This is a genomic window from Mesocricetibacter intestinalis, from assembly GCF_004363295.1.
GTDB lineage: Bacteria > Pseudomonadota > Gammaproteobacteria > Enterobacterales > Pasteurellaceae > Mesocricetibacter > Mesocricetibacter intestinalis.
In genome coordinates, this window is the sequence record NZ_SNYQ01000009.1 from 53,933 (window position 1) to 69,140 (window position 15,208).

Consider the following 15,208-nt stretch of genomic DNA (forward strand, 5'->3'; position numbering starts at 1 on the left):
AATCTATGCATATTTTATTAAGTAATGATGACGGTATCCATGCGGAGGGTATCCGCATTCTGGCTCGCGCCTTGCGCCGTTTCGCCGATGTTACCGTGGTGGCGCCGGATCGTAACCGCAGTGCGGCTTCCAGTTCGCTGACCCTAGTAGAACCTTTGCGCCCTTATCGACTGGATAACGGCGATTATTGTATTAACGGTACCCCGGCGGACTGCGTACATTTGGCTTTGAACGGTTTTTTATCCGGCCAGGTGGATTTAGTGGTATCGGGCATTAACGCCGGGGCAAATTTGGGCGACGATGTTATTTATTCCGGTACGGTGGCGGCCGCATTGGAAGGACGCCATTTGGGGCTGCCCGCCATTGCGGTTTCTTTGGACGGTCGTCGTTATTACGAAAGCGCCGCGCAGGTGGTTTGTGATCTGATCCCGCGTTTACATGGAAACTTGTTGGCGCGACGGGAAATTATCAATATTAATGTGCCGGATATTCCCTATGAACAAATTAAAGGGACGAAGGTCTGTCGCTTAGGGTATCGCGCTTCGGCAGCGGAAGTTGTGAAACAGCAGGATCCGCGCGGCGAGCATATTTACTGGATTGGTACTTCGGGCCTGCCGGAAGATAAGGAGGCGGGAACGGATTTCCATGCGGTGGAAAACGGTTATGTAGCGCTGACCCCGATTCAGACGGATATGACTTCTCATGCCTCGCTGGGCGCTTTACAAAGCTGGCTGGAAAGTGAATAATTACGCTTTTTGCACCAAGACCTAAAAGGTAATTTATTGTGAAAATATTCGGCGCAATGTATGACAAAACGATGGAATGGTCGAAACATCGTTTTGCCGCTTTCTGGCTTTCTTTCGTCAGCTTTATCGAGGCGATATTTTTCCCGATTCCGCCGGATGTAATGCTGATTCCGATGTCGATGTCGGCGCCGAAGCGCGCGCTCAGATTGGCATTATATACCGCCCTTGCCTCTACGCTGGGCGGTATGATCGGTTATGCCATCGGCTACTATGCCTTTGACCTGGTACAGATATATATCCTCAAGCTGGGTTATCAGGCGCATTGGCAACAGGCCATCGAATGGTTTAAGGCCTGGGGCGTATTAGTGGTGTTTGTGGCCGGTTTTTCGCCGATTCCCTATAAGGTTTTCACCATTGCCGCCGGGGTAATGCAAATGGCATTTCTGCCCTTCGTACTGACTGCATTTATTTCCCGTGCCGCCCGTTTTCTGTTGGTGGCTAAATTGGCGGCTTGGGGCGGCGAGCGTTTTGCCGCCAAACTGCGCAAATCCATTGAATATATCGGCTGGGGAGTAGTGGTTCTGGCTGTTGTTGCGTACTTTATCCTGAGATAAGAGGAGCCTATGAAGAAATCAGTGTTCTTATCGGTGGTTATCTTGCTGTTATCCGCCTGTAGCGCCGAACCGCCGCCAAGAAGTGAAAACGACCTGCCGGACGGAATAATGCAACCGGTTGAAGGAACCGGTGCCATAGATGACGGTAATTGGCTGCCGGATGTAAAATGGCAGAGTATGCCGGAAAGTATGAGATAAAAGGAAAATAAAGCATGAAAAAATCGTTTTTGTTATTGCCTGTTACTGTGGCGGTGTTATCCGCCTGTAGTTCGTCTGCCCCTGCGCCGGTGGAAAGTGCGGACGGCAATTTGACCCCGGGAATTATGCAGCCGGTGGATAATCCTTCCGCAAGCGGCGGTAGCTGGGAACCTCAGGTGCAACAGAGCAGTATGCCGGCGGGGATGAATAATACGGTGAGCCTGCCTAATCATAATGTTTCCGCACCGGTTCAGCCGCAGCTACAAACAGCAGCACAGCCTGTACAGCAACAGGTGGCGCAGAAAGCGGTTACAAGCAGCCGCTCGGTTAACCAGAATTTTGAAATTCCGCGTAATCCGCAGACCAATGCGCCGGATTACAGCAAAATCGATAAGGGTTTCTATAAAGGGGAAACCTACACCGTGCGTAAAGGCGATACTATGTTCCTTATCGCCTATATTTCCGGTATGGACGTAAAAGCGCTGGCCGCCTTAAATAATATGTCCGAGCCTTATAATTTACATGTGGGTCAGGTGATTAAGGTATCCCAGGGATCGGCGCAGAATATGCCGGCGACGACTCCGGCGCCTTTACCTGCGGCAACCCAAACTGCGAAAAGCGCAACAGTTCAGCCGACTCAACCTGCTGCTCAGCCTGAGGTAACCTATACCAATGGCCCGAACGGAACCCGTTACGGTTCTGACGGTACCATTACCGGCCCGATTAAAGCGGGTACCGGATCGGCTCCGGCCGCCGTCGGTGCGGTTGGCGGGGCGGTAACCGCAGGTACGGCAGCCGGCACTGTTCCGGTTGCGGCGGTTTCCAATATTCGTTGGCAATGGCCGGCGGAGGGACGTATCGTTCAGGGCTTTTCCAATTCTGACGGCGGTAACAAAGGGATTGATATCGGCGGCTCTAAAGGCCAAGCGGTTTACGCCGCAGCGGCGGGGCGGGTGGTATATGCCGGTAACGCCTTACGCGGTTATGGTAACCTGATTATTATTAAACATGACGATGATTTTCTCAGTGCCTATGCGCATAATGATAGTATCTCCGTCAGAGATCAGCAGGAAGTGCGGGCGGGACAGCAAATTGCCAAAATGGGTAATTCCGGCACCAACAGTGTGAAACTTCATTTTGAAATCCGTTACCGTGGTAAATCCGTCGATCCTATGCGTTATTTACCGAAACGTTAATTTGTGGGCCGATACGAATACCGTATCGGCTTTTTTATCAGTGCGGTTGAGTCGCTGGGCGGCACTGAATAAGCAGAAGAAAATCTTATTTTGCGAGCAGATTCACATTCTGTCGGTGAATTTAATGATAGTCTGAATCTCCGCATATATAAGGGCGGGCCTCTTAATTATTACATCAAGGAGAAAGGAATGCAGTTTAAGTCTTTAACCAAATTATGCTGTTTGGCACTCGGTTTCGGGGTTGCCGCTTCCGCTTTTGCCGTAAACGAAACGGAAAGCACGGACTACGAGTTAAAGGAACTTGTGGTTTTAAGTCGGCATAATATCCGTGCGCCGCTGTCCGGTAACGACAGCGAGTTGGGTAAAATTACGCCCCATAGCTGGCATCAATGGTCGGCCAAATCCAGCGAATTAACATCGCGCGGCGGCGTACTGGAGGTGATGCAGGGCCAGTATTTCCGTAAGATGCTGGAACAGCAGGGATTATTTAAAGAGGGGGCTTGCCTGAATAAAGATGAAATTCTGATCTATGCCAATAGTATGCAGCGCACCGTGGCGACGGCAGAGTATTTTCAGGCGGGACTGGCGCCTACGTGCGGCCTAAACGTTATTCATCGTTTTGCGCCGAGTAAAATGGATCCGGTTTTTTTCCCGCGTTTAACCAAGGTCAACGATAAATTTACCCAACAGGCCTTAACGGAGATCAACCAGATGCTGGGAGATAACGGACTGGAGGGCATTAACCGCAAACTCGCCCCTTCTTATGAGTTGCTGGAAAAGGTAACGGATATGAAAGATTCGTCCTTATGCCGAGATAAGCAAAGCTGTACCTTGAATACGGACGAGGCCACGGAAGTAAAATTCCAATTATATCGGGAACCGGCCTTATCCGGCACCCTGAAATTAGCCACCCGAATTACCGATGCGTTAATTCTGCAGTATTTTGAGCAGCCGGACGACAATATAGCCTCCTTTGGGGAAAAACTGAGCGAGGAAGACTGGGAAAAAATCTCTTACGTGAAAGATGTATACGGCGATATTTTATTCTCTGCACCTATTGTGGCCGCTAATGTCGCCTATCCGTTATTGAATTACTTACATGACGAAATAAATTCGGAAGTACGTAAATTCACTTTTTTGGTGGGACATGATTCCAATATCTCGTCAGTAACCGCCGCTTTGGGCGTGGAACCTTATAGCTTACCGAATACCATTGAGAAAAAAACACCGATCGGCAGTAAACTGGTATTTGAAAAATGGCAGGATAAAAAGAGCAAACAGCTTTATGTCGCCGTTAAAATGGTTTACCAGAGTACCGAACAGCTTCGTGCCATGCAAAGTCTGGATTTACAAAATCCGCCACAGATTTATTCCCTGCGTTTACAGGGACTGCAAGCCGACAAGCAGGGATTCTATAAGCTTGAAGATATAAATGCTCGTTTTGCCGATGCCTTTGCGGCTTATGAAAATATTCGGTGATGTGAGCCGGAAAAGATCCGGCCGAATAGGCTCGGATCCTTTTCTTTAGGCAATGCCGCCCCTTAATGGGGCCGGCATCTTGCATCAGCATACAAAACCGAATAGAAACTCATGTATTCCGATTTTAGATATCGGCTGCATAATACAAAAAAGTCTAAAAAAACCGACCGCACTTTTTCCCCTCGAGGATTGCCGGGCAACAAAGTATAGCCTATTGCGGAGGTATCGTTTGCACAATAACGGAATCTCGCTATAATAGGTCGTTACCGCACTCTATATTTTAAAGTGCGGTTAATTTTTTATGTTGGAGGTAATTTATGGGGAAAAAAGTTAATTCAAGATTTTTCCTAGTCCTTTTACTCGGTGTATTGTCGGCTTTCGGGCCTTTTGTTATTGATCTTTACTTACCTTCTCTGCCGAATCTGGCGCAGTTCTTTAATACGCACCCTTCTATGTCGCAGTTGACGCTGACCGCAGGTATGCTGGGGCTGGCTTTCGGGCAACTGTTGTTCGGCCCCGTCAGTGATAAATTCGGTCGCCGTTTGCCGCTGCTGATTTCATTGGGCGTATTTATTGTCAGTACCGTACTGATTCTGTTTTCACCCAATATTCATAGTATGATTGCATTGCGCGTGGTGCAGGGGCTGGCCTCTTCCGGCAGTGTTGTGATTTCCCGCGCCATTGTTGCCGATTTGTACAGCGGTCGGGAAATGACCCGTTTTTTCGGTACCTTAACCACCATTAACGGGCTGGCACCTATAGCTTCCCCTATTCTGGGCAGTTTGATGCTGAAATATACCGACTGGCGCGGTATGTTTGTTTTTCTTGCATTTATCGGTGTTGCCGTAATGTTGTTTACTTTTCGCCTGCGTGAATCCTTGCAGCCGCAGCAGCGTGTGCAGACTTCATTGTTGTCTTCCTTTAAATTTTTATTTTTAATTCTGAAAAATAAAAAATTTGTTACCTATGTGCTGATTAGTTCCTTTGCCTTTGCCGGAATGTTTGCTTATATTTCCGGTTCGCCTTTTATTTTTCAGCAACACTATGGTTTAAGCAGCGTTGCTTTCGGGCTATGTTTTGCCGCAAATGGTGCGGCCTTTATCGCCGGCTCCAGTTTGGGCGGCCGTTTAAGCAACGGGGCTGCGGTAAAGAGCGGAGTATTAGGTATGCTTTTATGCGCCTTTTATGTGGCCGCGGTTCTGGTATTGAAAGCCAACGTTTGGCTGATTGAAGTCGGTTTTTTCCTGCTGTTACTGAGTATAGGTTTGATGTTACCGGCCCTCGCCGCACTGGCGATGGATGCCGAGCGTCAGTATGCCGGCAGCGCTTCGGCGATGATTGGGTTTATGACCTTCTTATTTGGCGCCCTGGTATCTCCATTGGTCGGTATCGGCGATATTTTTTATGCCACCGCCACGGTAATTTTTCTCAGTGCGTTACTGACCCTGGTATGCTATTTTCCGATTGCAAAAGGGCTGAGAGAGATTAAATAAGCTTTTCGCCGAGATTAAGTATTTGAAAAAACCGCCCCCCGGGTTTACCGAGGTGCGGTTTTTTTATACTCCGTTATTCACGGGGGAGAATTACATATGTAATTGAGATACCAGGTTTCTTGCCGAGGCAAGTTGAATATCCGCCTGGGCGGCGGCCTGTTCCAACCGGGCGGCGATTTTACCTAAACGATATTGTTGGTAGTTAATATCAAGACGTTGTTGTTTGTTATCCTGAGCGTCATCACGTTCTACAAACTGGCTAGGCGCCAGTTCGCGGGCGCTTAGTGCGAGCTGATAACCTTCTTTTGCCAATGTTTTGAAGGCGTTGCTGTCATTACTGTGCTGTAGTGCGGCTAATTTTTGATCCAATTGATGGATAACCTCTTTATATTGATTATGGCTGGTTACGCCTTGATAATGCTGAGCGCTGATCGCCGCTTCGATTGCACGATCCGTCGGGGTATTGTCATTTGCCATAACATTAAAGGACAATGCGGCAAGCGTTAAGGCGAGACTTGTTTTAAATAAATTTTTCATAAAGTTATTCCTATTAAAAATTGTGTATTGATTGTTAATAAAGCTGTTTTTGAAAGTGCGGCTATCATATTCCTTTTATTGTTAAGAATAAATTTATAAAATAGCATTTCACTATTTCTAAAAATGAAACTATCTTTAAGCTAAAACAATCCGAGGTAAAATATGCTGGATAAGCTGGAGGCATTAAAAGTCTTTTGTATTACGGCGGAAACCCTGCAATTTAAACAAACGGCAAATATTCTTTCGGTTTCGCCGCCGGTGATTACTCGGGTAATTGCCGAACTGGAAGAATATCTTGGCGAACCCTTGTTCCGGCGCAATACGCGACAGATCCATCTGACCGAGTTCGGCGCGGATTTTTTACCCCATGCAAAACAATTGCTGGCCCAAAGCGATGAGCTGTTTTCTCAGGCGAAACATTATCGGGAAGAAGATATAAAAGGAACGGTTCGCATCGCCTTTCCCGACGTGCCCTTTAATGAGGCGGTTTTGCAGGAATTACTGGAGCGGTTGAGCGCTTATCCCGAGTTAGTATTGGATTGGCGTGTTAGTGCGCAGCGCCTAAATGTGGTACATGCGCAGATTGATTTGGGGTTGAGGGTCGGGTTTGCGGTAGATAGCCGTTTGATTATGCGCCGTATCGGATATATGCGGGAAAGAATTGTCGCTGCACCGGAGCTTATTGCCAAACTGGGAATGCCGAAAGATTTACAGGATTTACAAAAACGCTATCCGCTGGCGGGGTTGATCGATAGAAACACGGGACGTGCATGGGTATGGAATATCAGCGAGCAGCAACAGTTTGTACCCCATGAATATGCCTTTGTTAGTGATGATCAACATCTGAACTTAGGTGCCGCTTTAGCGGGAAAAGCGGTGGCTCAGGCGGGGGACTGGCTATGCGCTGATTATTTGGCCCGCGGTGAATTGGTAGAATTGTTTGCGGATATGCCGAAATTACCCTGGCCCGCTTGTTTGTATCGCAATCAGACCCTGGTTACTTCACCGCGAGTCAGACTGGTATTCGATCTGCTGGCGGATATTCTGCCTAAGTATTTCAGCCAATAAATTGTAGGTCGTGCAAACCCGCTTTTTCTCTTATGTCGATTAAAGAAGGACGGAATAAAATTATTTATGCAAACGTTTGCTTTTTATCTTTCGTTCTCTTTCGGGCTGCTCTATAATATGCCGATTTTTATAACGAGCGACTAAGGACAAGACAATGAGTTCAGATAATTTCAGTTTAAAGCCGGTTCCCCAGAGCGAGCGCAAAAGTCTGTTGGCGTTAACTTTCGTTATGCTCGGGCTGACCTTTTTTTCCGCCAGTATGTGGACCGGCGGTACCCTGGGCACCTCATTAAATTATAATGATTTCTGGCTGGCAGTGATTGCCGGAAACCTGATGCTCGGGGTTTATACATCTTTGTTGGGATATATCGGGGCTAAAACCGGATTGACCACGCATATTCTGGCCCGTTATTCCTTTGGGGTGAAAGGTTCCTGGCTGCCTTCTTTCTTGCTCGGCGGTACTCAGGTAGGCTGGTTCGGGGTCGGTGTGGCGATGTTTGCGATTCCGGTCAATAAATTTACCGGTATTGATGTCAATGTCTTGATTTTGCTGTCCGGGGCGCTAATGACGGTAACGGTTTTCTTTGGTATTTCGGCCTTGACGATACTTTCCGCCGTTGCGGTTCCCGCTATTGCGATACTGGGTTCTTATTCCGTTTATCTTGCTATCACCGATGCCGGCGGCTTGTCTGTGGTGGAAAATTTAGTACCTAAAGCGCCGATTTCTTTATCCATGGCGATTACGCTGGTTGTGGGTTCTTTCGTTAGCGCCGGAACCCTAACTGCCGATTTCGTACGCTTCGGGCGTAAAGCGAATCAGGCGGTCGTGGTTGCCATGATCGCCTTTTTTCTGGGCAATTCTCTGATGTTCATATTCGGCGCCGCCGGTGCCGCAGTAAAAGGTATGGCGGATATTTCCGATGTTATGGTGGCCCAAGGGCTACTGTTACCGGCAATTATCGTACTGGGGTTAAATATCTGGACTACCAATGATAACGCCTTATATGCCTCGGGTCTGGGCTTTGCTAATATTACCGGGGTAAGTAGCCGTATTTTATCGGTGGTAAACGGAATTGTGGGAACCCTCTGCGCCCTATGGTTGTATAATAACTTTGTGGGTTGGCTGACTTTCCTGTCCGCCGCAATTCCACCGGTGGGCGGTGTAATTATCGCCGACTATCTGATGCGTCGCCATGCCTACCAGGATTTTGACAAAGCGCATTTTGTCCAGATTAACTGGGCGGCGATTGTTGCTGTGGGCGTGGGCGTTGCCTGCGGTAAGTTTTTACCGGGAATTATTCCGGTTAATGCGGTGATTAGCGGTGCAGTCGCCTATTTGGTACTGAATCCGATTCTGCGCAAACCTTTCAGTAAATAAGGAGCAATTATGTTAATCGAAAACGTTCATCTCGCCCATAAAGAAGGACTTTGGCAGATTCTGATTGAAAACGGCGTTATCCGCGCGATCCGCCCCCATGGAGAAAGCCTTCCGTTTGAAGGTGAAAAAATTGACGGCCAGGGCGGCGTGGTTTATCCGCCTTTTGTGGAACCTCATATCCATTTGGATGCCACTCAAACCGCCGGCCAGCCGAGCTGGAATCAATCCGGCACCCTGTTTGAGGGGATCGAACGCTGGGCGGAACGTAAATCCCTGCTCAGCCATGAAGATGTGAAAAGCCGAGCTTGGAAAACGCTGAAATGGCAGATTGCCAACGGTATTCAGCATGTGCGTACCCATGTGGATGTTTCCGATCCGACCCTGACCGCACTGAAGGCCATGCTTGAAGTCAAAAAAGAAGTAGCGCCTTGGGTGGATGTTCAGATTGTCGCTTTCCCGCAGGAGGGAATTTTATCCTACCCGAACGGTGAAGCCTTGTTGGAACGGGCGATGGAAATGGGAGCCGATGTGGTCGGCGGGATTCCGCATTTTGAGTTCACGCGCGAATACGGCGTGGAATCTATGCACATTGCGTTTAGAATCGCACGTAAATATGGTAAACCGCTGGATATTCATTGTGATGAAATCGATGATGAACAGTCCCGCTTTGTAGAAACCGTTGCCGCATTGGCATTAAAATACGAAATCGGCGATCAGGTTACCGCCAGCCATACCACTGCGATGCATTCCTATAACGGCGCCTATGCTTCCCGTTTATTCCGTTTACTGAAAATGTCGGGTATTAATTTTGTGGCGAATCCTTTGGTAAACATTCATTTGCAGGGGCGTTTCGATACTTATCCTAAACGACGCGGTATTACTCGGGTAAAAGAGATGTTAAAAAATAATATCAATGTGTGTTTCGGACATGATGATGTATTTGATCCTTGGTATCCGCTTGGTACGGCGAATATGCTACAGGTGCTGCATATGGGGCTGCATGTTTGCCAGCTGATGGGCCACGGTCAGATTAATGATGGACTGAAGCTGATCACCGAGAACAGCGCCAAGGCCTTAGGTTTACGCGGTTACGGTATTGCCGAAGGGAATGTCGCCAATTTGATTATTCTGCCGGCGGAAAACGGTTTTGATGCGGTCAGACGGCAGGTTCCGGTTCGCTATTCGATTCGTGCCGGAAAAGTTATCGCCTGCACCGAACCTGCGCAGAGTCGGATTTACTTGCAGCAGGAAGAAAAGATCGATTTCCGTTAAAATACGGGGCGTTCCGCCCTATAAAGCTGTTAATACCGGCGCAAAGCGGGCGTTATGTTCTGCGCCGGTATCCTCCCTCATCATTAATAATCAATTCCTGTAATTCCAGTGCCAGCAGCTGTACCAGAACCTGTTCGATTGGCAATGCGCTTAGTTCGGCAAGCCTATCGGCACTGAGCGCTTGGTCGCCGATCAATTCATATAAAGCCGGATATTCAGGCTTGGGCTTCGCTCTGAGCGCCGCTTGAGGCGAAGGCGGAGGGCTGTCTGCCGAGCTATTGAGGAGAAGCGAAGGATAAATATGCAGATTTTCCAGCATATCCGCCGCAGTTTCCGTTAGTATCGCTCCCTGTTTGATTAACTGATGGCAGCCTCGGCTGTATTCATTGCGGATACTGCCCGGTACGGCGAATACTTCCCGATTTTGTTCCAGAGCATAGGCGGCGGTAATTAACGAACCGCTGCGGGCGGAAGCCTCTATCACCAAGGTCGCCAGGGATAAACCGCTGATCAGGCGGTTACGGCGCGGAAAATTTTCCGCCAGGGGCGGATAATCCGGTAACAGTTCGGAAACCAGCGCACCGCCCTGATGTAAAATATCCTGTGCCAGCGCATGATTGCGACGCGGATAGATACGGTTTAAACCGCTGCCCAATACGGCCAGGGTTTGTCCCTGCTGTGCTACCACAGCATGATGGCAGAAGCTGTCGATGCCCAAGGCCAGACCGCTGGTGATAACAAACCCCGCCAGGGAAAGCTCCGAGGCGAAGCGGGCGGCGCAGTAGCGGCCGTAATCGGAATAATTACGGCTGCCGACCATGGCGATCTGAGGGCGGGATAGTACATGAATGTCGCCGCTGACAAAAAGCAAAGGCGGGGCGGCGGCAATTTGTTTCAGCAAATTAGGATAGCCGGGTTGCAGGCAATTAATCAGATGATTGCCCGGCTTTTGCAGCCAGGCTTTCACATTGTCCATGACCTGCGACGGCGGATGAAACCAGGTATTAATCTGTTGTGCCGACCAGCCCATGGCCGCCAGTTGCCCTCGATCGTAATCACATAGCGATTCCGGGCTGATATGAGCCAGAATTTTATTTATTCCTATGACCCCGAGTCGGGGCAGCTGCAGCAGGCGCAATAACACTTCGGTTTGTTTATCCATAACCCGACCCTATATTGATTGCAAAGCAATCAATATAAAGTGCGGTGTTTTTTGGCGGAGTTTTTTATTGGGAGATTGTGCGCGGGATCGCAGGAACACCGGGTTAATGCAGATGTTTTATCTGTTTACGCACATAGAGAAATCCGTCCAGAATTAACAGGAGCATTGCGGCGAACAGACAACTCAGCAACGGATAACTGTCATGTCCGATATGTTCGCCGATAATCAGAGAAACAATCAGCATTAAAATCGGTTCGGCATATCCGAGCAAACCGAGCAGATTAATCGGCAGCAGGTTACTGGCGGTAACATAGGAAATCAGGGCGATACCGCTAACCAGCCCTAAAATCAGCAAATAATACAGAATATTCGGATTCAGCTGCTGTACTAGGGATAAATCTTGCTGCATGGCAAAATAAATGGCCACCGGCAAGGTACAGAGCATCTCCAGGGTAAAACAGGCAAAATCCGTCAGTTGCAGTTTTTTGCGTATGATAAAGTAAAGGCTGTAGCCGCCGCATACCACCAGGCTTTCCCAAGACAGCCCACCTTTGATCACAATATTCATACCGACACCAAGGGCGGCGGTAAGAATAGCGATAAATTTCAGTCTGGAAATCTGTTCCTTAAAAATCAGTTTACCGCTCAGAACCAGGCAGAGGGGCATCAGCAGATAGCCTAATGAGGTGCTGACGGAGCTGCCGTTATTCGGCGCCCATAAAAACAGCCACATTTCCAACCCCATAATACTGCCGTTAAAACAGATGACCGCCAGATACCAGGGCGTCTGGCGGATACGCTGATAAAGGATGATAAAGGCGTGCTTCTGTTTAAACAGAAAGATTGCAGCGAGCAGAAAGGGCACGGTAAACAGAATTCTGAAACCGAAAATATCCTGTCCGCTTAAGGGTTTCAACAGGGTGGAAAAATAATACAAAAAGCCGAACAGCATAGAGGCAAATAAAGAAAAACCTATACCTTTAATTATCATAATATTAACCTCTATCCTCCGTTTCCCTTGTCAGAGTTGATGAGTATTTCCCTTGTAGGGCGCACTGGAGTCGCGGAGATAGGTAGGCTATTCTGCTGGTATTGCGCATCAATTTTACCTCTTTACTTTGTTGCCCTGTTATTGTGCGGAAGTTCGGCCTCCCTTGCAAGCCCGTCCGGGCGGAAAGCGTAGATTTATTTAGTTTAGGCGGGCTTATTTAGGCGTCGGTTTTGCTCGATTGTGAAAAATCGTCCATATTATTTGTCGGCAACATATCCCAGAAGGCTTTGACTAAGGGGGAGGTCAGACTTTTTTTCTGTACGCAGATACCCAGTTCAAAGGGCTTAATCGCAATATCCAGTGCCAGGGGGGAAACCTGTGTATTAAGCGGACTGTTTTTGATGACCACATCGGGCAGCAATGCTACGCCGCAGCCTAGGGCCACCATGGAAACGATACCCTCATGACCTGCTACGGTGGCATAGATTTTCGGATGACGGATTTTTTTCTGCCGGAACCATTGATCGATACGCTGTCGGGCGGGACCTTCCACCGGAAGAATAAAAGGAATATGGTTCCAGTCAATGGGATCGCAACGCAAAAAATCGGTAGCGGCACAGGCGATACGCGGCACAATTAAGGAGAGGCTGATTTGGTCGATATAATGAAAATAAATGTTATTCGGCAGTTTAAAGGGGCGCCCCGCCAGGGCGATATCCGCCTGTTCACTTTGCACCTGATGTAATGCGGCGGCGGGATCCCCGGTAACCAGCTGGATTTCCACTTTCGGATAACGGCGGCGAAACTGTTCTAAAATCCGAGGCAAATGGCTGTAGGCGGCGGTTACCGAACAGAACAGTTTCAGTTCGCCGCTGAGTTCCTGTTGTTGACGGTTTAATTCCTGTTTGAACTGTTGCCATTGTTGCCAATGCTGGCGGGCGAAGCTCAGAAAGCGTTCTCCGCTTTCGGTTAGCGCCACGCTACGGTTGTCGCGAACCAATAATTGCTGTTCCAGTTCCTGTTCCATACGTTGAATTTGACGAGACAGGGTGGAAGGGGACATATGATTCTGGGCCGCAGTACGGCTGAAATTTTTACTCTCAGCCAAGTGCAGAAAAAGTTTAAGATCATTAAATTCCATCGGGGCCTGCGTTCTGTTTAAAGGTTATCGGGCGGACAGATAAAGTGCGGTGATTTTTGGGCGGTTTTTTTACCCTTTTCCCTTTCCGTCATATATTTTATGTTGCATAAATTGCAACAATGTATCGCAATAATATCAATTTACGCAATGAGATAAAAGGGTATAATCGAAAACAGAGAAAAGGCGATAGGCGGACTGCCGCAGTTTAACGCCTTCCCTTCCGTTCATTAGCGAGGATAACAATATGGCAAACTACTTCAATACCTTAAATTTACGTCAGCAGTTGGATCAATTAGGGCGCTGCCGCTTTATGGCGCGCGAAGAATTCGCCGACGAAGCGAATTTTCTGAAAGGTAAAAAAATCGTAATCGTCGGTTGCGGCGCACAGGGGCTGAATCAGGGCTTAAATATGCGCGATTCCGGGCTGGATATCAGCTATGCTCTGCGCCCGCAGGCGATTGCGGAAAAACGCGCCTCTTATCAACGGGCTACGGAAAACGGTTTTGTGGTGGGTACCTATCAGGAATTGATCCCGAATGCGGATTTAGTGATTAATCTGACCCCGGATAAGCAACATTCTAAGGTTATCGCCGATGTTATGGGCTTAATGAAACAGGGTTCCGCATTGGGCTATTCCCATGGTCTGAATATTGTGGAAGTAGGCGAAAGTATTCGTCCGGATATTACCGTGGTTATGGTTGCGCCGAAATGTCCGGGTACGGAAGTGCGCGAAGAATACAAACGGGGTTTCGGCGTACCTACCTTAATCGCTGTGCATCCGGAAAATGACCCGAAAGGCGAGGGTATGGCCATTGCCAAAGCTTGGGCGGCGGCGACCGGGGGGCATCGCGCCGGTGTACTTGAATCCTCCTTTGTGGCGGAAGTGAAATCCGATTTAATGGGCGAACAGACAATTTTATGCGGTATGCTACAGGCGGGTTCCATCGTTTGTTACGACAAATTAATCGCCGAGGGTAAGGACCCGGCCTATGCGGGGAAACTGATTCAGTACGGTTGGGAAACCATTACCGAAGCCTTAAAACAGGGGGGCATCACCTTAATGATGGATCGCCTGTCCAATAGTGCCAAACTGCGGGCTTTCCAGTTATCCGAGCAAATTAAACAGCGTTTGCAGTTCTTATTTGAAAAACATATGGACGATATTATCAGCGGAGAATTTTCCCGGGTAATGATGGAAGACTGGGCGAACGGTGATAAAAACTTGTTGGCATGGCGTGAAGCTACCGGTAAAACCGCTTTTGAAAATGCACCTAAGGCGGAGGGGATTAAAATCGCCGAGCAGGAATATTTTGATAACGGCGTGCTGATGATTGCCATGGTTAAAGCGGGCGTTGAATTGGCCTTTGATACTATGGTGGCAAGCGGTATTTACGAAGAATCCGCTTATTACGAATCCCTGCACGAATTACCGCTTATTGCCAATACTATTGCGCGTAAGCGTTTATATGAAATGAACGTGGTGATTTCCGATACCGCCGAATACGGTAATTACCTGTTTGCTAATGTGGCGGCACCGATTTTGGCTAAGGATATTCTTCCTTTACTGCAACGGGGCGATTTGGGCGAACCGACGCCGGCGACGGAAATCGATAATATCACCTTGCGTGATGTTAATGAGGCCATTCGTAATCACCCGGTCGAATTAATCGGCCAGGAATTGCGCGGTTATATGACCGATATGAAACGCATTTCCTCCCAGGGTTAATATACCGCCGCACTTTGCTTTAGCGGAGTGCGGAGTTTGTTAACCGGAATATCGGCACGAATCCCTGCCCCGTGGGGATAAGCTTATTGAAAAATAATATCGTCAAAAAAAAGGCATAATGGACAAAAGTGTGGGGATTTTCATTGATTTTCCACATATCCCTAGTTTAATAGACAAAAGTGTGGGTTTTACCCACTCTTTTTGTTT

At 48.3% G+C, this 15,208-nt stretch carries 14 protein-coding genes; 10 read left to right on the forward strand and 4 right to left on the reverse strand.

Annotated features, from left to right (window positions below; all coding sequences use genetic code 11):
- Positions 1-5: 5 nt before the first annotated feature.
- From surE to EDC45_RS09375, 6 genes are all read left to right on the forward strand, one after another.
- Complete coding sequence (surE, locus tag EDC45_RS09350; protein ID WP_133545729.1) at positions 6-746, forward strand: 5'/3'-nucleotidase SurE; 741 nt, start codon at positions 6-8, stop codon at positions 744-746.
- A 38-nt stretch (positions 747-784) separates the two neighbouring features.
- Complete coding sequence (locus EDC45_RS09355) at positions 785-1,360, forward strand: YqaA family protein (RefSeq protein WP_133545731.1); 576 nt, start codon at positions 785-787, stop codon at positions 1,358-1,360.
- Between the two features lie 9 nt (positions 1,361-1,369).
- Positions 1,370-1,558, forward strand: coding sequence for a membrane lipoprotein lipid attachment site-containing protein (locus EDC45_RS09360; RefSeq protein ID WP_133545733.1), 189 nt, complete (start codon positions 1,370-1,372; stop codon positions 1,556-1,558).
- 14 nt (positions 1,559-1,572) lie between these two features.
- Positions 1,573-2,754, forward strand: a complete 1,182-nt coding sequence (gene nlpD / locus EDC45_RS09365; RefSeq protein WP_133545735.1) for a murein hydrolase activator NlpD — start codon at positions 1,573-1,575, stop codon at positions 2,752-2,754.
- A gap of 189 nt (positions 2,755-2,943) precedes the next feature.
- On the forward strand, positions 2,944-4,233 hold the full coding sequence (locus EDC45_RS09370; RefSeq protein ID WP_133545737.1) for a histidine-type phosphatase: 1,290 nt from the start codon (positions 2,944-2,946) through the stop codon (positions 4,231-4,233).
- Between the two features lie 317 nt (positions 4,234-4,550).
- Complete coding sequence (locus tag EDC45_RS09375; RefSeq protein WP_133545739.1) at positions 4,551-5,726, forward strand: multidrug effflux MFS transporter; 1,176 nt, start codon at positions 4,551-4,553, stop codon at positions 5,724-5,726.
- A gap of 90 nt (positions 5,727-5,816) precedes the next feature.
- Here the strand turns inward: EDC45_RS09375 and EDC45_RS09380 are convergent, their stop codons facing one another.
- Positions 5,817-6,263, reverse strand: coding sequence for a hypothetical protein (locus tag EDC45_RS09380; protein ID WP_133545741.1), 447 nt, complete (start codon positions 6,261-6,263; stop codon positions 5,817-5,819).
- 162 nt (positions 6,264-6,425) lie between these two features.
- On the opposite strand from EDC45_RS09380, the gene EDC45_RS09385 reads away from it, so the two are divergent.
- The 3 genes from EDC45_RS09385 (at position 6,426) to EDC45_RS09395 (ending at position 9,981) form a co-directional block, all read left to right on the forward strand.
- The gene (locus EDC45_RS09385; protein WP_133545743.1) at positions 6,426-7,331 is read left to right on the forward strand and encodes a LysR family transcriptional regulator; all 906 of its coding nucleotides are present in this window, start codon (positions 6,426-6,428) and stop codon (positions 7,329-7,331) included.
- 154 nt (positions 7,332-7,485) lie between these two features.
- Complete coding sequence (gene codB / locus EDC45_RS09390) at positions 7,486-8,709, forward strand: cytosine permease (RefSeq protein ID WP_133545745.1); 1,224 nt, start codon at positions 7,486-7,488, stop codon at positions 8,707-8,709.
- A 9-nt stretch (positions 8,710-8,718) separates the two neighbouring features.
- The gene (locus EDC45_RS09395) at positions 8,719-9,981 is read left to right on the forward strand and encodes a cytosine deaminase (protein WP_133545747.1); all 1,263 of its coding nucleotides are present in this window, start codon (positions 8,719-8,721) and stop codon (positions 9,979-9,981) included.
- A gap of 52 nt (positions 9,982-10,033) precedes the next feature.
- Here the strand turns inward: EDC45_RS09395 and dprA are convergent, their stop codons facing one another.
- The 3 genes from dprA to ilvY all read right to left on the reverse strand — a co-directional run bounded on the left by dprA (position 10,034) and on the right by ilvY (position 13,275).
- Positions 10,034-11,143 (reverse strand): DNA-processing protein DprA, encoded by a 1,110-nt coding sequence (gene dprA, locus EDC45_RS09400; protein ID WP_133545749.1) that lies wholly within the window; start codon positions 11,141-11,143, stop codon positions 10,034-10,036.
- Between the two features lie 103 nt (positions 11,144-11,246).
- Complete coding sequence (gene rarD / locus EDC45_RS09405) at positions 11,247-12,131, reverse strand: EamA family transporter RarD (RefSeq protein WP_133545759.1); 885 nt, start codon at positions 12,129-12,131, stop codon at positions 11,247-11,249.
- Between the two features lie 220 nt (positions 12,132-12,351).
- Positions 12,352-13,275, reverse strand: a complete 924-nt coding sequence (ilvY, locus tag EDC45_RS09410) for an HTH-type transcriptional activator IlvY (protein WP_133545751.1) — start codon at positions 13,273-13,275, stop codon at positions 12,352-12,354.
- A 244-nt stretch (positions 13,276-13,519) separates the two neighbouring features.
- Between ilvY and ilvC the strand changes: the two genes are divergently transcribed.
- Entirely contained in the window at positions 13,520-15,001 is a 1,482-nt protein-coding gene (gene ilvC / locus EDC45_RS09415; RefSeq protein WP_133545753.1) for a ketol-acid reductoisomerase, read from the forward strand.
- The last annotated feature ends 207 nt before the right edge of the window (positions 15,002-15,208 follow it).